Raw genomic sequence first — 18,014 nt, forward strand, 5'->3', positions numbered from 1 at the left:
CCTACTCCCAGCCGCCGTCGAGCCAGGAACCGAGGCGGGGGCGTTCGCCCATGTCGTTGGTGCAGGCTACGGCGTAGGTGGTGACGGTCAGGGTGTCGACGGCCACGGACCGCACCGTGCGGACGGCTCCGAGCTCGCTGTGGCCCGGCAATGCCGACGACGCCGGGATGGGGCTGTAGGCAGGCGCGGGCGTGGCGGACGGTCCGGGGCCGTACCGCTCGGCGGCCCGGTCGAGCGCGGCCTGGTCGACGTGGCACTCGGGGGTCACGGGCTGCCCCAGGTACCAGCCCGCGACGAACACCCCGTAGACCACGGCGGCGGCGGCCAGGCGGCGCGGGGTGACTCGGCGGGGCCGCAGGTCAACCAAGCTGTCACCGGGGGGAGTTGTGCTCATGCCGGGGGACTCTACCCGTCGGTCCGACGGGCCCTGGGTCACGCGCCCTTCACCCTGGGGACGGAAAAGGCGCCCGCGGCGGCCGCCAGCACCGCGGCCGCCGCCGCCCGTTCCGGAAGCCGCGGGTCGGGATCGGCGCGCAGGAGTACCAACTGGTGGTAGAGCGGCGCCGTGGCGGCGATCAGCAGGCTGCGGGCGTCCAGGTCCGTTGCGGCTCGGGCGGCTCGCGCGGGGAGTTCGCCCCGCTCGACGGCGCGCTCCACGAGGATCTCGCACTGTGCGTACCGGTCCGCCCACAGTCTCGTCTGGGCCCGCGCGGCCTGCTCGGAGTGGAACGACGCCGCCATCAGCGCGACGGCGAAGGACGGCCGTACGACGAGGGACTCCTGGATCTCCCGGTTGAGCGCGGTCAGGTCGCCGCGCAGAGAACCGGTGTCCGGCGGCTGCCAGCCCATCTCGCCGGCGGCGTCGATGACGTCGACGAGCAGCCCGCCCACGTCGCGCCAACGCCGGTAGACCGTGGTGCGGTGAACTCCGGCGCGGGCGGCGACCCCTTCCACGGTGAGCCCTTCGTGCCCGGCCTCGGCGAGTTCGGCGCGCACCGCGTCGAGGACCTGGGCGCGAATGCGGGCGGTACGTCCGCCCGGACGGCGCTCGGGCCCCACGACTGTCGGCTCCGTCGAATCTGTCGAATCCGTCATCGGCCGTCCACTATCCGTTTGATCGATACGACTGCTCGTGCCACGCTCTTAACACTACATCTGTCGCACTAGTGGTCCGCCGAGAGGATCCGCCTTGCCGATGCCCGCCCTCCCCGCCGATCCCACCGTGCTCCACCCGATGCCCGAACAGCCCCGGGTCGTACTGCTCAAGCCCCTGGTGAAGTCCCCGCTGATCGAGGTCGGCGACTTCTCCTACTACGACGACCCGGACGACGCGACCGCCTTCGAGACCCGCAACGTGCTCTACCACTACGGGCCGGAGAAGCTGGTGATCGGGAAGTTCTGTGCCCTGGGGACCGGCACGCGCTTCATCATGAACGGCGCCAACCACCGCATGGACGGCCCGTCCACCTTCCCCTTCCCCACCATGGGCGGCTCCTGGGCCGAGCACTTCGACCTGCTCACCGGCCTGCCGAACCCGGGGGACACCGTGGTGGGCAACGACGTCTGGTTCGGCAACGGCGCCACCGTGATGCCCGGCGTCCGCATCGGCCACGGCGCGATCATCGCCACCGGGGCGGTGGTGACGAGCGACGTGCCCGACTACGGCATCGTCGGCGGCAACCCGGCCCGCCTGATCCGTACCCGCCACCAGGAGCAGGACATCGCCCGGCTGCTCGCGGTGGCGTGGTGGGACTGGCCCGTGGAGAAGATCACCGAACACGTCCGGACGATCATGTCGGGGACCGTCACGGAGCTGGAAGAGGCGGCCGCACGGACGAACAGGACCCCAGCTCAGTCCTGCGGTGAGCCGGGGTCCGACGAGTAGGCCCTGTGGGACTCGAACCCACAACCAATGGATTAAAAGTCCACTGCTCTGCCAATTGAGCTAAGGGCCCAGGCGGTGTGTCGCGCGGTGCTGCGTGATGTTGCCACACCGAGCATAGCCCGCCGCGGCCGGGACGCCGATCGGGTATCGGGGTCACGGCCGCGTCGGAGGGCGGCCGGAGCAGGGCGGGCTACGGGTCCACCGGCTCGGGCGCGTTCGCCTGGGCGGCGGCGCGGGTGCGGGTGCGTTCGTGGTCCGGGTTGAGGAACCAGTGCCGGGCCGAGGCCAGCCACCAGGTGGCGGCGAAGCCCAGCACGACCAGGACGGCGATCGGCGCGTAGTTGAAGGTCTCCCAGGTGACCGGGGAGACCTGGGGCAGCATGAACAGCACCGTGATGACGCCGACCCACGTCACCGCCACCACGCCGATCACCTGCGACCAGCGGCCCAGGTGCCAGGGCCCGCGTTCGAAGGCGGCGCCCTTGCGGACGCGGAGCAGCGTCGGGATGACGTACGCGATGTAGAGGCCGATGACCGCGATCGACGTCACGGCGGCGTACGCGGTGACGTTGATCAGGTACGGGAGGCCGAGGACCAGCGCGGCCAGGGCCGCCAGCCAGACCGCTGCGACGGGCGTGCGGGTGCGCGGGTTCACCGAGTGCCAGATGTGCGACCAGGGCAGCGCGCCGTCCCGGGAGAAGGCGTAGATCATGCGGCTGTTGGCCGTCACCGACGCCATGCCGCAGAAGAGCTGGGCGCCGATGACGACGAGGAGCAGGAGCTTGCCCGCCGTCGCACCGAGGGCGTCGAGCAGGATCTGCGCGGGCGGCGCGCCGGTCGGGGACGTCAGGGCGCCGTCGTAGGACTGGATGGCGAAGGTGAAGCCGAGGAGGAGGACGAAGCCCGCGATCCAGGAGGTCCAGATGGAGCGGACGATGCCCTTCGGTCCCGCCGTGGACGCGTCGTGCGTCTCCTCGGTCATGTGGGCGGAGGCGTCGTAGCCGGTGAAGGTGTACTGGGCCATCAGGAGACCGATCAGGACGACGTACGCTCCGCTGCTCCAGCCCGTGTTGTTCACGAACTCGCCGAAGACGAAGGACGCCGACTGGTGGTGGTCCGGCGCGAAGGTCAGCGCGCCGACGATGACCGCGACGCCCAGGACGTGCCACCACACGCTCACGCTGTTCAGCAGGCCGACGATGCGGACGCCGAAGGTGTTGAGGAGGCCGTGCAGGATCAGGATCGCGGCGAAGAGGAGGATCGTGCGGCCCGGGGTCACCTCGAAGTCGAACTGGAGGTTCAGGTAGGCGCCCAGGAAGGACGCGGCGCCGAAGTCGATGCCGGCGGTGACCGCGACCTGGCCCAGCACGTTGAACCACCCCGTGAACCAGGCCCAGGCCGCCGCCGTGCGCGGGGGTGCCAGGCGGTGCGCCCAGAAGTACAGGCCCGCCGAGGTCGGGTACGCCGAGCAGATCTCGGCCATCGCCAGTCCCACGAAGAGCGTCATCAGGCCGACGGCGACCCAGCCCCACGTGATGACGGCGGGGCCGCCCGTGTTCATGCCGAAGAGGTAGAGGGTCAGGCAGCCCGACAGGACCGAGATGATCGTGAAGGAGACCGCGTAGTTGGAGAACGCCGACATGCGGCGGGCCAGCACCTGGGTGTAGCCGAGCTGGGCCAGCCGTTCCTCGTCCGACAGCCCACTCGCCTTGGCGTCATCTGTCATGCCCCCAGCAATTCCCTCGCGGCGAGCGTGACATGCGTCACTCCGTGGACTTCGTGGCCGAAACCGGCCCGCAACGCGAAGCGCCGTGGCCTCCACCCGGTGGGGCGGAGGCCACGGCGCGTCTCAGGTGCTCAGGCGTCAGCCGTTGCGCTTCCAGCGCGGCTTGTCGTCACGGCGGCCGAAGGACGAACCGCGGTGGTCACCGCGGTGGTCGTCGCGGCGGCCGTACGGACGGTCGTGACCGCCGGAGCGGAAGCCGGGGCGGTCGCCCTGACGGTCGCGGTTGAACGGGCGGTCGCTGCCACGGTGCCCGCCGCGCTCGCCGCGGTCGTCACGGCGCTCGAAGGAACGGCCACCACGGTCGTCCCGACGGTCGTCACGGCGGAAACCGCCACGGTCGTCACGACGCTCGAACGAGCGGCCACCACGGTCGCCGCGGTCGTCACGACGCTCGAACGAACGGCCACCACGGTCGTCACGGCGGTCGTCACGCCGGTCGAACGAACGCCCGCCGCGGTCACCGCGGTCGTCCCGACGGTCGAAGGAACGGCCACCACGGTCGTCCCGACGGTCGTCACGGCGGAAACCACCACGGTCGTCACGACGCTCGAACGAACGGCCACCACGGTCGCCCCGGTCGTCACGACGGAAACCACCACGGTCGTCACGACGCTCGAACGAACGCCCGCCACGGTCACCGCGGTCGTCACGGCGGAAACCGCCACGGTCGTCACGACGCTCGTACGAGCGCTCGCGGTCGTTGCCGCCGCGCTCCGCCTTCTCCACGTCCCGGGCGCCGGACTGCTCCGGCAGCGAGACCTCCGGCTCGGCCACGGTCGCGGCCACCTCGGCCAGTACCGTCTCCGGGTCCTCGCCGCGCTCCCGCGCGACCCTGGCGACCAGGCGGTCCGCTTCCTCACGCAGCTCGTTGGCGCGGCGCTGGGCCCGCTCCAGCTCCTTGGTGAGCTGGGTGACCTCGCGCTCGGCCTGCTGCGCCGCGTTGCCCGCGGACTCGGCCTGGACCTCGGTCATCGACCGGGCGCCGGTGATCTCGGCGACCTCGGGGTCGAAGGCGGCGCCGCCCTGGATGATGTGGCGCGTGGCGTCGACGCCCGCGTCCTCCATCAGCCGGAAGATCTGGCGGCGCTGGTGCGGGAGGGACAGGGACACGACGGTGCCGGTGCGGCCGGCGCGCGCGGTGCGGCCCGCGCGGTGCAGGTAGTCCTTGTGGTCGCCGGCCGGGTCCACGTTCAGGACCAGGTCGATGCCGTCGACGTGGATGCCGCGGGCGGCGACGTCGGTGGCGACCAGGACGTTGACGTAGCCGTCCTTGAAGTCGGCCAGCGTGCGGGTGCGCGCGCCCTGGGTCATGCCGCCGTGCAGCGCGTCCGCCTTGGCACCGGCGTCGCGCAGCTGCTCGGCGACGCGGTCGGCGCCCAGCTGGGTGCGGACGAAGATGATGGTGCGGCCCTTGCGGGAGGCGATGGCCGCGGTGACCGGCGCCTTGTCCTTGGGCTTCACGACCAGGATGTGGTGCGACATGGTCGTCACCGCGCCCTGGGCCGCGTCGACCTCGTGGTGGACCGGGTCCTTCAGGTACCGGTCGACGAGGGTCTTGATCTCGTTCTCCATCGTGGCGGAGAACAGCATCCGCTGGCCGCCGGCCGGGACCTGGTCGAGCAGCTCGGTGACCTCGGGCAGGAAGCCCAGGTCGGACATCTGGTCGGCCTCGTCGAGGACCGCGATCTGCACGTTCTCCAGGGAGCAGGCGCCGCGGTTGATGATGTCGCGCAGCCGGCCCGGGGTGGCGACCAGGATGTCGACGCCGCGCTCGAGGGCGTAGATCTGGTTGCCCATCGAGGTGCCGCCGCAGACCACCTTCATCTTCAGGCCCATGACGTCGCCGTACGGCTGGAGCGCGTCGGCGACCTGCATGGCCAGCTCGCGGGTCGGGGTGAGGATGACGGCGCGGGGCTTGTGCTTCTCGGTGCGGCCGCCGGCCAGCGTGGCCAGGGTCGGCAGACCGAAGGAGAGGGTCTTGCCGGAGCCGGTGCGGCCCCGGCCGAGGATGTCCTTGCCCGCCAGCGCGTCCGGGATGGTCGCGGCCTGGATCGGGAAGGGGGTGGTCACGCCGTTCTGCGCGAGCTTGCGCACGACGCCCTCGGGCAGACCGAGGTCGGCGAACGTCGGCTCGGCAGCCGCCTCGGGAGCCTCGACGGCCTCCGGGGACTCGGTGGTCGCGGAGGCGGCCACGGCCTCGACGGCCTCCGGCGCGTCCTGAGCGCCCTCGGCGTTTCCGGGCACGACGACGTGGTCAGTACTGGTCATGGACATGCGAATGCGAAACCTTCCGGAGTCTCTCGTCGGCACGCGCCCGTCAACTCCGTGAATCGCGATTCGCAATACGACCGCCTCTATGCGGTCCACCACGGCAAGGGGAGAGTACGCGCCACACGGCGCGCTCTGCGGTGGCGCCGGGCAAATGGGATCAAACGATCTACCACCATACGCACCCCCCACCCCTGAAGGCAAACCGGCAGCACATGCCCAGCTCAGCGGCCCGTCGTCGCCCGCTCGGCGAGCGGCCCGTCGTCGCCCCGCCCGGCGAGCGGTCCGTCCTACGCCGGCGTCCCGGCCGCCGGTGCCGGCTCCCGCTGCTCCAGCTGGGTCCCGGGCGGTTCGTGCGCCGACGAGGACGGCTCGGCCACCGTCGGGTCCGGCGTCGGGGAGGCGGGCGGCTCCTCGGTCGGCGTCGGCTCCGGCTCGGCCGTCCGGGTGGGCTCCGCGGGCGGCGTCCGGGTGGGCTCGGGCCCGTGGTTCCCGCCGTTCGGCGGCGGGGCCCCCGTCGGCTGCGCGGCGGGCGGCGCCGAGGCGGACGCGTCCTTCCCCTTGCCGCCCTCGCCGCCCTTCCCCCTGCCGTCGCCCCCGGCCCGGTCCCCGCCGCCCCCGGCCTTCTTCCCCTTGCCGTGCCCGTCGTCGGCGGCCGCCGCGTCGTACCCGGCGTTCCCGCCGGAGACCGCGGGGCCGCCCTCCGGTACCTCGCCGCCCCGCTCCCCGGCGGACTGGGACGGCCTGGCGCCCCCGCCGGAGTCGTCGTCACCGACGCTCATGCAGCCGGCGGCGGCGACGACGGCCAGGGCGGTGGCGGCCATACGGACAGGTACGTACAAGGGGCGCACGGGCGGCCACCTCCGGGGGTCAAGGAGTCGACGTGCCCAACTCCCGTCACCCACAAGAGGACACGCGCCCGGCGAGGCGGACTTGACCCGAGCGCGTCACCCGTATCCGGGGCTCCCCGTCCGCACCCGGGCGCGCGTCACCCGTACCCGAGGGAGTGCAGCCGCGCGTCGTCGATCCCGAAGTGGTGGGCGATCTCGTGAACGACCGTCACCTCGGTCTCGGCGACCACGTCTTCACGCGTCGCGCAGAACCGCAGCGTCGGCCCCCGGTAGATGGTGATCCGGTCCGGCAGCACGCCCGCGTACCACTCCCCGCGCTCCGTCAGCGGCGTCCCCTCGTACAGCCCGAGCAGCTCGGGATCGTCCGCCGGCGGTTCGTCCTCGACGAACACCGCGACGTTGTCCATCAGCCGCGTCAGCTCCGGCGGGATCCGGTCCAGGGCCTCGGCGACCAGTTCCTCGAACTCCTCGCGCGTCATCTCCAGCACAGGACCATTGTCGGGTACGACCGTGGAGTACGACCCGCATATCCGCCCCGGGCCACGGGCATACGGGACCAATGGCCCGCGTCCCCGCCGCAGCCCCGCACGCCCTGGCCGAGGTGATGAACCCCATCCGCAACGTCCCGCGCATCCTCACCCGCCGCTACCGCGACCGGCGCGCACGCAGCGGCCGGCCCGCGGCCGCCACCCCCGAACTCGCCGCCCGTCTCCGCCCACACCCCTGGACCCGGGCCGCCGGTCTGGTCGCCGTCGTCCTGCTCGGTGCCTGGCTGGGGCTGCTCGTCGTCGGCAACGTCCGGGCCCCGGTCGGCCCCATGAACACGACGATGACCCTGCGCCCGTCGCTGTCCGGCGGCACGAAGATCAACGTCTCGCCGCTGGGCGCCCTCCAGCTCGACAGCCACGTCGCCCCGGTCCGCCTCGACGTCAACGTCGACCAGCTCGACCCCGCCCGCGCCCAGGCCCTCGTCGACCACCCCGAACGCCTCTCCGGGCTCCAGGACGAGGTCGCCCAGGACGTCGGGCACGGCACGCTCGACCTGGCCGTCCGCTCCTGCGTGGCCGTCGTCACCGGCGCCACGGCCCTCGGCCTCGTCGTCTACCGCCGCCCCCGGCGCGCCCTCGCCGCCGGGGGGCTCGCCCTCACCCTGCTGGTCGCCTCCGGCGGCACCGCCTACGCGACCTGGAACCCCGACTCCGTCCTGGAGCCGAAGTTCTCCGGCCTGCTCTCCTCCGCGCCCTCCCTGGTCGGCAACGCGCGCAGCATCGTGACCGAGTTCGACGTCTACCAGAAGGAGCTGGCACGGCTGGTCACCAACGTGACCAAGCTCTACGACGTCACCTCGACGCTCCCCGCCTACCAGCCCGACCCGACCACGATCCGCGTCCTGCACGTGTCGGACATCCACCTGAACCCGGCGAGCTGGAAGATCATCGGCTCGCTGGTGGAGCAGTACAAGGTGAACGTGATCGTCGACTCCGGCGACACGATGGATCACGGCACCGCCGCGGAGAACGGCTTCCTGGACCCGATCGAGGACCTCGGCGCGCCCTACGTCTGGGTCCGCGGCAACCACGACTCCCGCGGCACCCAGGAGTACCTGAAGCACCTCAAGAACGTGCACGTCCTGGACGACGGCCACGCCCGGACCGTCGCGGGCCTCCGCTTCGCCGGCATGGGCGACCCGCAGTACACCCCCGACCGCTCCAAGGCGGACGGCGCCGAGGCGTCCCAGGAACTGGCCGGCGCCCGCCTCGCCTCCGCCCTGCGCGACCAGAGCGCGGCCGGCACCCCCGTGGACATCGCCGTCGCCCACGAGCCGTCGGCCGCCCGCGAGGTCGACGGCGATGTGCCCCTCGTCCTCTCCGGGCACCTCCACCACGAGGACATGGAGGTCATGAAGTACGGCACCCGGCTGCGCGTCGAGGGCTCCACCGGCGGCAGCGGACTGCGCGCGGTCGAGGGCAAGTACCCCGACCCCATCCAGGCGTCCATCCTCTACTTCGACCGGGACACCCGACGCCTCCAGGCCTGGGACGAGATCGAGCTGGGCGGCCTGGGGCTGACGACGGCCGAGGTCAGCCGCCATCTGCCGAAGGAGAACCAGCCGGGCGCGACACCGTCCCCCTCCGCCACCAGCCCCTCCCCCTCCGCCACCGGCCCGTCCCCCTCCGTCACCGGCGCCTCCCCCACTGCCCCGGGCAGCCCCGCCCCCAGCACTCGGTAAACCGTTTTGGCGATACCTCCCGCCATCCCATATGCTTCTCACGTCCCCGACGCGCTGCGAAGCGCCCAGGCGGGCCGATAGCCCTCATCGTCTAGCGGCCTAGGACGCCGCCCTTTCAAGGCGGTAGCACGGGTTCGAATCCCGTTGGGGGCACGCGGTACATGTGCGACACTGTCGTACGAAGCTTGGTCCTGTGGAGCAGTTTGGAGTGCTCGCCACCCTGTCAAGGTGGAGGCCGCGGGTTCAAATCCCGTCAGGACCGCTGAGGTTTCACGTGAAACCTCGCGGCTGGGTAGCTCAGTTGGTACGAGCGATCGCCTGAAAAGCGATAGGTCGCCGGTTCGACCCCGGCCCCAGCCACAGCAAAGGCCCCGATCTTCGGATCGGGGCCTTGTTGTAGTTGCCTGCGTTGCCCGGGCCGACGCCGCGGCAAAAGCATTCGCCAGGTTTTTCCCGAGGATGAGATCCTGGAACCCGTATGTCTACGCATCCTGCCCCCGCCCTCGGCACCCTCGCCCCCCGGCTGACCGAGCTGTCGCTGCGCGACGCGCACCGGCTCGGCCGCAGGCTGGAGGGTGCGCGGAAGATCCGCAAGCCGGAGGCCCGCGCCGCCGTCCTCGCCGAGATCGAGACGGAGGTGGCCAAGGCCGAGCAGCGCATCGGCGAACGCCGGGCGCGTGTACCGGCCGTCGGCTACCCCGAGCAGCTCCCGGTCAGCCAGAAGAAGGACGAGATCGCGGCGGCCATCCGTGATCACCAGGTCGTGATCGTCGCCGGTGAGACGGGGTCCGGCAAGACCACCCAGATCCCGAAGATCTGCGTCGAGCTGGGCCGTGGCGTCCGCGGCATGATCGGGCACACCCAGCCCCGCCGGATCGCCGCGCGCACCGTCGCCGAGCGGGTCGCGGACGAACTGGACACCCCGCTCGGGGAGACCGTCGGCTGGAAGGTGCGGTTCACCGACCAAGTGAACCCGGAGTCCACCTTCATCAAGCTGATGACGGACGGCATCCTGCTCGCCGAGATCCAGACCGACCGCGAGCTGCGCGCCTACGACACGATCATCATCGACGAGGCCCACGAGCGGTCCCTCAACATCGACTTCCTGCTGGGCTACCTCGCCCAGCTGCTGCCCAAGCGGCCGGACCTGAAGGTCGTCATCACCTCGGCGACCATCGACCCGGAGCGCTTCTCGCGCCACTTCGGCGACGCGCCGATCGTCGAGGTCAGCGGGCGCACCTATCCCGTGGAGGTGCGCTACCGGCCGCTCCTTGAGGAGGACGGCGACGACGCCGACCGCGACCAGATCACGGCGATCACCGACGCCGTCGAGGAGCTGATGGGCGAGGGCAAGGGCGACATCCTCGTCTTCCTCTCCGGCGAGCGCGAGATCCGGGACACGGCGGACGCGCTGGAGAAGAAGAGATACAAGTTCACCGAGGTGCTGCCGTTGTACGCCCGGCTGTCGCACGCCGAGCAGCACCGTGTCTTCCAGCAGCACACCGGGCGCCGGATCGTCCTCGCGACCAACGTCGCCGAGACCTCCCTCACCGTGCCGGGCATCAAGTACGTCATCGACCCCGGCTTCGCCCGCATCTCCCGCTACAGCCACCGCACCAAGGTCCAGCGGCTGCCCATCGAGCCGGTGTCGCAGGCCAGCGCCAACCAGCGCAAGGGCCGCTGCGGCCGTACGTCCGACGGCATCTGCATCCGGCTGTACTCCGAGGACGACTTCACCGCGCGCCCGGAGTTCACGGACGCGGAGATCCTCCGGACCAACCTCGCCTCCGTCATCCTCCAGATGACCGCGGCCGGCCTCGGCGACATCGAGAAGTTCCCGTTCATCGACCCGCCGGACCACCGCAACATCCGCGACGGTGTGCAGCTGCTCCAGGAGCTGGGCGCGCTCGACCCGGCGCAGAAGGACGTACGCAAGCGGCTGACCGACACCGGCCGCAAGCTCGCCCAGCTGCCCGTCGACCCGCGGCTGGCCCGGATGGTGCTGGAGGCGGACAAGAACGGCTGTGTCCGCGAGGTCATGGTCATAGCCGCCGCGCTGTCCATCCAGGACCCGCGGGAGCGCCCCGCGGAGAAGCAGGCCCAGGCCGACCAGCAGCACGCCCGGTTCAAGGACGAGAGCAGCGACTTCCTCGCCTTCCTCAACCTCTGGCGGTACCTGCGCGAGCAGCAGAAGGAGCGCGGCTCGTCGTCCTTCCGCCGGATGTGCAAGCAGGAGTACCTCAACTTCCTGCGCATCCGCGAGTGGCAGGACATCTACACGCAGCTGCGCACCGTAGCCAGGCAGATGGGCATCCACCTCAACGACGCCGAGCACGCGGCCCCCGACGACCGGGTGCACGTGTCGCTGCTGGCCGGGCTGCTCTCCCACGTCGGCATGAAGGACGTGAAGGAGGGTGCGAAGAACGAGTACGTGGGCGCGCGCAACGCCAAGTTCGCGATCTTCCCGGGCTCGGCGCTCTTCAAGAAGCCCCCGCGGTTCGTGATGTCGGCGGAGCTGGTGGAGACCTCCCGGCTCTGGGCCCGCGTCAACGCGAAGATCGAGCCCGAGTGGGTGGAGCCGCTCGCCGGGCACCTCCTCAAGCGCACCTACAGCGAACCGCACTGGGAGAAGGACCAGGCGGCGGTGATGGCGTACGAGAAGGTCACGCTGTACGGCGTACCGATCGTGGCGCAGCGCAAGGTGAACTACGGGCGGATCGACCCGGAGATCAGCCGCGAGCTGTTCGTCCGCAACGCCCTGGTGGAGGGCGACTGGCGCACGCACCACAAGTTCTTCGCCGACAACCGCAGGCTCCTGACCGAGGTCGAGGAGCTGGAGCACCGGGCCCGGCGCCGGGACATCCTGGTCGACGACGAGACGCTGTACGACTTCTACGACCAGCGGGTGCCCGAACACGTCGTCTCCGGCGCGCACTTCGACTCGTGGTGGAAGCACAAGCGGCACGAGCAGCCCGACTTCCTCGACTTCGAGCGCGAGATGCTCATCAACGAGAAGGCGGGGGCGGTCACCAAGGACGACTACCCGGACTCCTGGCGGCAGGGGCCGCTGAAGTTCCGGGTGACGTACCAGTTCGAGCCGGGTGCGGACGCCGACGGCGTGACCGTGCACGTGCCGCTCCAGGTGCTCAACCAGGTCACGGACGAGGGCTTCGACTGGCAGATCCCGGGCCTGCGCGAACAGGTCGTCACGGAGCTGATCCGCTCCCTGCCCAAGCCGGTCCGCCGCAACTACGTACCCGCGCCGAACTACGCCCAGGCGTTCCTGGACCGTGCCGTGCCCCTTCAGGAGCCGCTGACGGTGACCATGGCGCGGGAGTTGAAGCGCATGGTGGGGGTGCCGTTCGACGCGGAGGACTTCGACTGGTCGAAGGTGCCCGAGCATCTGAAGATCACGTTCCGGATCGTCGACGAGCGGCGCCGCAAGCTGGCCGAGGACAAGGATCTGGAGGCGCTGAAGCTCCGGCTGCGTCCGAAGGCGCGCAAGGCGCTCTCGCAGGCCGCCGCGGCCACCGCGGAGCGCAGCGGCGGCGAGTCCGTGGAGCGCTCCGGGCTGTCGGACTGGACGATCGGCTCGCTGACCCGGGTCTTCGAGACCCGCCGGGCCGGTCAGCCGGTGAAGGCGTACCCGGCGCTGGTGGACGACGGGCCGAAGGCGGACACCGTCTCCGTCCGCCTCTTCGACACCGAGGCCGAGCAGGCGCAGGCCATGTGGAGGGGCACGCGGCGGCTGATCCTGCGCAACATCCCGGTCAACCCCGCGAAGTTCGCGTCCGAAAAGCTGACCAACCAGCAGAAGCTGGGCCTGTCCGCGAATCCGCACGGTTCGATCCAGGCGCTGTTCGACGACTGCGCCACGGCGGCGGCGGACAAGCTGATCGCGGACTTCGGCGGCCCGGCCTGGGACGAGGAGTCGTACCGCAAGCTCTACGACAAGGTCCGCGCGGAGATCGTCGACACGACCGTCCGCACGGTGGGCCAGGTGCAGCAGGTGCTGGCGGCCTGGCAGGCCTGTGAACGCCGCCTGAAGGCCGTACGCAGCCCGGCGCTGCTGGCGAACCTACAGGACGTGCGGGGGCAGCTGGACGCGCTGGTGAAGCCCGGCTTCGTGACGGAGGCGGGGATCGGGCGGCTGCCGGACCTGATGCGCTATCTGGTCGCCGCGGACCGCCGGCTGCAGCAGATGCCGACCGGCGTGCAGCGGGACACCTCCCGCATGGAGAAGGTCCACGAGATGCGGGACGAGTACGCGTGGCTCCTGGAGCAGATGCCGCAGGGGCGGCCGGTGCCCCGGCAGGTCCTGGACGTCCGCTGGATGATCGAGGAGTTGCGGGTCAGCTATTTCGCCCACGCGCTGGGCACGGCGTACCCCGTCTCCGACAAGCGGATCGTGAAGGCCATCGACGCCCTCGCGCCGTGACGAGGCCCGTACGGAGGGTGAGTTCGACCGGCGGCCCACCCTCCTGTACAGTCTCTTCTCGCAGCGCAACGCAGAAGAAGCGCCGCGAAACCTGGTCCTGTGGAGCAGTTTGGAGTGCTCGCCACCCTGTCAAGGTGGAGGCCGCGGGTTCAAATCCCGTCAGGACCGCAGTAACGAAGCCCCGCCCGAGCAAATCGGCGCGGGGCTTCTTCGTTGCCGGGGGTTGCCGGGGGGGCGGCCCGGAACCGTCGAACGCCCTGAGTGGCCCTCAGGGCTCCTCTCGCGGCCTTGACGGCGTCACTTTCGCTCGGTACTCCAAAGACAGGGCACAACCCCCGTGTGGCCCCTGGAGGTGGCGTATGGCGACATCGGTCAGGCACGAGACGCGGGCCCTGCTCCGCGCGCATCTGTCGGCCGCGTCGTCGTACGGTCACGTGACGCGCCACTGCCCGATCTGCCACCGGCTGCTGCGGCTCGCGCTGGACTCGCCGGCCCCACAGTCTCCGACAGGCCGTCAAGAGGGCGTCGACGACGGGAGCGCGCCCACGGCATGAAACGGCGCGACCCCAACACCCTTGCCCCGCAGACCTCCTGGAGGCCACGCCTCCATTAGCGCACGGGTGCCGGATCCAACAACTGCCGCGGTGTGTGACGGGTGTCACCGCATGAGTTTTTGGAACCGTGGCACTTACGACTCCCCTACAACTGATCAATTTAATATGTGCAATTGCACCACCTTCGCAGCGCTCGCACAGCCGATCCGACACCCCTCCCCAGACTCCGACAAGCCCGGACACCGGACAGGGCACACACCCGGACACCCACCCGGACACACCGCGCGCCCGGGCCGGGCCCGGGCACAAAAAAATCGCGCTGGACCCGGCGGAGTCCAGCGCGATCAACGACGCACCTCTGTTGGGGCAGGGACGGCGTCGCTTGGAGCTGTGGTTCCGGGCGCCGCGACAGATGGGGGACCTGCCGTTATGCCCGGTTATTCAGTTGTTCAGGCCTCGCTGCGCTGCTGCGGAATGCCCGCGAGCAGAGCGCGGACCTCGGCTTCGCGGTAGCGGCGATGCCCGCCGAGCGTGCGGATCGACGTGAGCTTGCCGGCCTTCGCCCAGCGCGTGACCGTCTTCGGGTCGACGCGGAACATGGTGGCGACCTCAGCCGGGGTCAGCAGCGGCTCGGCATCAGGGGTGCGAGCGGTCATGAGCGGCCTCCTCGGGAGAACCGAACCTTCTCGGTTCATTCCTCTAAATTCTGCACCTTGACCCGCGTTGCCCGAAATGGCGGACGCGAGTCGAGTCGGTTATAGGACGAACGGCTTGTCCTCGGCACTACAACTACACCATCTGTCCAGCCGCGTCGGCCAAACCGATGGAATTGCCCTCCCAGGTGTTCATCAGCGACGGAAGCCGATGGACCATGCCATAGCGGACAGTCACGCCACTGTGACGATCAGTCACAGGGGCGATCAGGAGTCACCAGACCCCCCAAAGCGTGCAATGCTGAGATTCCACCCACAGTGCATCACGGCAGGACGGAAGGAGCCCTCCCCGGGCTCCTTGTCCTATTTTGGCATGAGGAGGGGCAAGCGGCGCAAGAGTGATGTACGTGCGGTCCGTCACGCTTGACGCAAACGCCCGGATCGGGACCTACGTCCCTTGTCGGCAAGAGATCAGCCCACACCGGGCGGGTGTCGGAGCGGAAGACGAAACCCCACATCGGGCGGTACGTCAAACGTCAGTTCGCCGAGCGCCGGTCCCGCACCGCCCGCCAGCGCTCCACCAGCCGCCCGTACGCCGCCCCCGCGGTGAGCCCGTCGCCGTGGCGCAGCGCCTCGATCCCCTCGGCCACGTCCGCCGCGGAGTGGTCCGCCGCCAACTCGCCGGCCGGCAGGGCGTGCACCAGGCCGCCGTAGTCCAGCTCGACCAGGGAACGCGGGTGGAACTCCTCCAGCCAGCGCCCCACGTCCACCAGGCCGTCGACGAGCGGCCCCTCGTCCACGGCCTCCCGCAGGGCCCGCAGCCCCCGGGCCACCCGCCGGCGGGCCTGCACCATCGGCGTGCGGTAGCGCAGCACCGGTGCGGCCGCCGCGTCGTCGTCGCCGCCCTCGTCGTACTCCCGCTCCGCGTCGGAGACCAGCACGAACCAGTTGATCGGCACCTGCCAGGTGGCCGTGCGGATCCAGGGCCGGGCGTCCGGGTTGCGCTCCAGCCAGCGCTCGTAGTCCTGCGCGCTCTGGCGGCGTACGACGGGTGGGATCAGGGCGTCCAGGACCGGCTCCGGGAAGTCCTCGGCCACCTCGCCCAGGGCCTGCCAGCCGCGCAGCCGGGTCCGCCAGGGGCAGACGCAGACCACGCCGTCCACCTCGGTCACGAAGGCGTCCGCGCTCTCGTGCACCGGCACCGCCACGGGCGGGGTGGGCAGCAGGTCGGCCAGGGAGCGGCGCAGCTCGTCCTGGTAGGACGGCCGGTCGGGGCGGCGGGCGTAGCGGGTCCAGTGGGCGCGTTCCTCGTCGGGGAAAGCCGCCAGCGGCTCGTACACACGCAGGTACGCCGCGTACGGGACGATCACCGAGGACACCTTGGGCACGCCTGCTCCCTCCCCCGCGCACCGACGCGAAAACCTGCGAGAACCTGCGGAAACCGGAGGCAACGGATCACAAACGCGCGGGAATCTCTGCAAATCGTCGCATGCCCGTACTCCGTGCGGAGGTGATCCTGAGCACTGTGCGGCGGGCCGGTACCCCCAGGCTCTAATCTCGTGCCACAGTCCCCGCCACCTTCACGGGGCCTGCCACCCATCGCCGCACCTACACAGGAGTCACCACCGTGACCGACGTAAACGGCGCACCTGCTGATGTACTGCACACCCTGTTCCACTCGGATCAGGGGGGACATGAGCAAGTCGTGCTCTGCCAGGACCGTGCCAGCGGCCTCAAGGCCGTGATCGCCATCCACTCCACCGCCCTGGGCCCCGCGCTCGGCGGCACCCGCTTCTACCCGTACGCGAACGAGGCGGAGGCCGTCGCCGACGCGCTGAACCTCGCCCGCGGGATGTCGTACAAGAACGCCATGGCCGGTCTGGACCACGGTGGCGGCAAGGCCGTGATCATCGGTGATCCGGAGCAGATCAAGAGCGAGGAACTGCTCCTCGCCTACGGCCGGTTCGTCGCCTCGCTCGGCGGCCGCTACGTCACCGCGTGCGACGTCGGCACCTACGTCGCCGACATGGACGTGGTGGCCCGGGAGTGCCGCTGGACCACCGGACGCTCCCCGGAGAACGGCGGCGCGGGCGACTCCTCCGTGCTCACCTCCTTCGGCGTCTACCAGGGCATGCGGGCCGCCGCCCAGCACCTGTGGGGCGACCCGACGCTGCGCGACCGCACCGTCGGCATCGCGGGCGTCGGCAAGGTCGGCCACCACCTGGTCGAGCACCTGCTCGCCGAGGGCGCGCACGTGGTCGTGACCGACGTGCGCAAGGACGTCGTGCGGGCCCTCACCGAGCGGCACCCGTCGGTGGTCGCCGTCGCCGACACCGACGCGCTGATCCGGGTGGAGAACCTGGACATCTACGCACCCTGCGCGCTCGGCGGCGCGCTGAACGACGACACCGTGCCGGTGCTGACCGCCAAGGTGGTGTGCGGCGCGGCCAACAACCAGCTCGCCCACCCGGGCGTCGAGAAGGACCTCGCCGACCGCGGGATCCTCTACGCGCCGGACTACGTGGTGAACGCCGGCGGTGTCATCCAGGTCGCCGACGAGCTGCACGGCTTCGACTTCGACCGGTGCAAGGCGAAGGCCTCGAAGATCTACGACACCACGCTGGCCATATTCGCACGTGCGAAGGAGGACGGTATTCCGCCGGCCGCGGCGGCCGACCGGATCGCCGAGCAGCGGATGGCGGAGGCCCGCCCCCGGCCGTGATCCGGCGGTCGCGGGCGGTGGCCCGGCAGGGCCTTCGCGGGGTTTGACCGGTACCCGTCGGGGTGCAGTTGGAGAGAACTCTCACTTATCCCGGCGGGTCGACCGTCGAAAGGTGGTTAAAATCGCCTTTGACCAGCGAGGACGGGGCGCCTCGACGGTCCTGGGCAGGGCCACGTGCTGCGGGCGACGTACCGTATGGGCGTGGGCTCAGGTACCGTGGAAGCCCTACGGACCGGTCTCTCTGCGGAGAGCCCGTTCCGGACCATGAACGCGTGTCAAGACTCTGGGGCCGTCGAGCCCCGTCGTTGAGGGGGTCGAGCCATGGGGCGCGGCCGGGCCAAGGCCAAGCAGACGAAGGTCGCCCGCCAGCTGAAGTACAACAGCGGTGGGACTGATCTCTCCCGCCTGGCCGAGGAGCTGGGCGCATCGCCGTCGAATTCGCAACCGCCGAATGGCGAGCAATTCGAGGACGATGAGCAGGACGACGACGTGTACGCAAAGTACGCCGACCTCTATGAGGACGACGACGAGGACGAGGACGGCCAGTCCCCGTCCCAACAGCGACGCGGCGCTTGACCTTGCACTGAACACCTTCCCGGTCGGTGACCTCTGTCACCGACCGGGTTC

14 protein-coding genes and 5 tRNA genes are annotated in these 18,014 nt (G+C 70.6%); 10 read left to right on the plus strand and 9 right to left on the minus strand.

Annotation, left to right across the window (positions count from 1 at the left end):
- Position 1: 1 nt before the first annotated feature.
- A complete protein-coding gene (locus ACH4D3_RS26165; RefSeq protein ID WP_398326467.1) occupies positions 2 to 394 on the minus strand; it encodes a hypothetical protein in 393 nt (130 codons plus the stop codon).
- 38 nt (positions 395 to 432) lie between these two features.
- Entirely contained in the window at positions 433 to 1,095 is a 663-nt protein-coding gene (locus ACH4D3_RS26170) for a TetR/AcrR family transcriptional regulator (protein WP_398326470.1), read from the minus strand.
- 100 nt (positions 1,096 to 1,195) lie between these two features.
- On the opposite strand from ACH4D3_RS26170, the gene ACH4D3_RS26175 reads away from it, so the two are divergent.
- Positions 1,196 to 1,885 carry a CatB-related O-acetyltransferase gene (locus ACH4D3_RS26175; RefSeq protein WP_398326473.1) on the plus strand — a complete coding sequence of 230 codons (690 nt, stop codon included), beginning with the start codon at positions 1,196 to 1,198 and terminating at the stop codon, positions 1,883 to 1,885.
- Here the strand turns inward: ACH4D3_RS26175 and ACH4D3_RS26180 are convergent.
- From ACH4D3_RS26180 to ACH4D3_RS26200, 5 genes are all read right to left on the minus strand, one after another.
- Positions 1,883 to 1,955 (minus strand) — tRNA-Lys (locus ACH4D3_RS26180). The genes ACH4D3_RS26175 and ACH4D3_RS26180 overlap by 3 nt on opposite strands.
- A 120-nt stretch (positions 1,956 to 2,075) precedes the next feature.
- Positions 2,076 to 3,611 (minus strand): amino acid permease, encoded by a 1,536-nt coding sequence (locus ACH4D3_RS26185; RefSeq protein WP_398326476.1) that lies wholly within the window; start codon positions 3,609 to 3,611, stop codon positions 2,076 to 2,078.
- Positions 3,612 to 3,749: 138 nt separating this feature from the next.
- Positions 3,750 to 5,945 carry a DEAD/DEAH box helicase gene (locus tag ACH4D3_RS26190; RefSeq protein ID WP_398326479.1) on the minus strand — a complete coding sequence of 732 codons (2,196 nt, stop codon included), beginning with the start codon at positions 5,943 to 5,945 and terminating at the stop codon, positions 3,750 to 3,752.
- A gap of 284 nt (positions 5,946 to 6,229) precedes the next feature.
- Positions 6,230 to 6,790, minus strand: a complete 561-nt coding sequence (locus ACH4D3_RS26195; protein ID WP_398326482.1) for a hypothetical protein — start codon at positions 6,788 to 6,790, stop codon at positions 6,230 to 6,232.
- Between the two features lie 137 nt (positions 6,791 to 6,927).
- Positions 6,928 to 7,278, minus strand: coding sequence for a metallopeptidase family protein (locus ACH4D3_RS26200; RefSeq protein WP_011029427.1), 351 nt, complete (start codon positions 7,276 to 7,278; stop codon positions 6,928 to 6,930).
- 71 nt (positions 7,279 to 7,349) lie between these two features.
- Between ACH4D3_RS26200 and ACH4D3_RS26205 the strand changes: the two genes are divergently transcribed.
- The 7 genes from ACH4D3_RS26205 (at position 7,350) to ACH4D3_RS26235 (ending at position 14,012) form a co-directional block, all read left to right on the plus strand.
- Positions 7,350 to 9,020, plus strand: a complete 1,671-nt coding sequence (locus ACH4D3_RS26205; protein WP_398326485.1) for a metallophosphoesterase — start codon at positions 7,350 to 7,352, stop codon at positions 9,018 to 9,020.
- 80 nt (positions 9,021 to 9,100) lie between these two features.
- A tRNA-Glu gene (locus ACH4D3_RS26210) sits at positions 9,101 to 9,173 on the plus strand.
- 34 nt (positions 9,174 to 9,207) lie between these two features.
- Positions 9,208 to 9,282 (plus strand) — tRNA-Asp (locus ACH4D3_RS26215).
- A 24-nt stretch (positions 9,283 to 9,306) separates the two neighbouring features.
- A tRNA-Phe gene (locus tag ACH4D3_RS26220) sits at positions 9,307 to 9,380 on the plus strand.
- A gap of 118 nt (positions 9,381 to 9,498) precedes the next feature.
- A complete protein-coding gene (hrpA, locus tag ACH4D3_RS26225) occupies positions 9,499 to 13,458 on the plus strand; it encodes an ATP-dependent RNA helicase HrpA (RefSeq protein ID WP_398326488.1) in 3,960 nt (1,319 codons plus the stop codon).
- Positions 13,459 to 13,551: 93 nt separating this feature from the next.
- Positions 13,552 to 13,626: transfer RNA gene (locus ACH4D3_RS26230), tRNA-Asp, on the plus strand.
- 191 nt (positions 13,627 to 13,817) lie between these two features.
- A complete protein-coding gene (locus ACH4D3_RS26235) occupies positions 13,818 to 14,012 on the plus strand; it encodes a DUF6274 family protein (RefSeq protein WP_398326491.1) in 195 nt (64 codons plus the stop codon).
- A gap of 449 nt (positions 14,013 to 14,461) precedes the next feature.
- Here ACH4D3_RS26235 and bldC read toward each other — a convergent pair whose 3' ends face one another.
- Entirely contained in the window at positions 14,462 to 14,668 is a 207-nt protein-coding gene (gene bldC / locus ACH4D3_RS26240; RefSeq protein WP_003949541.1) for a developmental transcriptional regulator BldC, read from the minus strand.
- 533 nt (positions 14,669 to 15,201) lie between these two features.
- On the minus strand, positions 15,202 to 16,053 hold the full coding sequence (locus tag ACH4D3_RS26245; RefSeq protein WP_398326494.1) for a hypothetical protein: 852 nt from the start codon (positions 16,051 to 16,053) through the stop codon (positions 15,202 to 15,204).
- Between the two features lie 239 nt (positions 16,054 to 16,292).
- Between ACH4D3_RS26245 and ACH4D3_RS26250 the strand changes: the two genes are divergently transcribed.
- Positions 16,293 to 17,387, plus strand: a complete 1,095-nt coding sequence (locus ACH4D3_RS26250; RefSeq protein WP_398326497.1) for a Leu/Phe/Val dehydrogenase — start codon at positions 16,293 to 16,295, stop codon at positions 17,385 to 17,387.
- 321 nt (positions 17,388 to 17,708) lie between these two features.
- Entirely contained in the window at positions 17,709 to 17,963 is a 255-nt protein-coding gene (locus ACH4D3_RS26255) for a DUF3073 domain-containing protein (RefSeq protein WP_003974884.1), read from the plus strand.
- The last annotated feature ends 51 nt before the right edge of the window (positions 17,964 to 18,014 follow it).

Origin of the sequence: Streptomyces sp. NPDC018026, assembly GCF_044327745.1 — a bacterium.
Taxonomy (GTDB): Bacteria; Actinomycetota; Actinomycetes; order Streptomycetales; family Streptomycetaceae; genus Streptomyces; species Streptomyces rubrogriseus.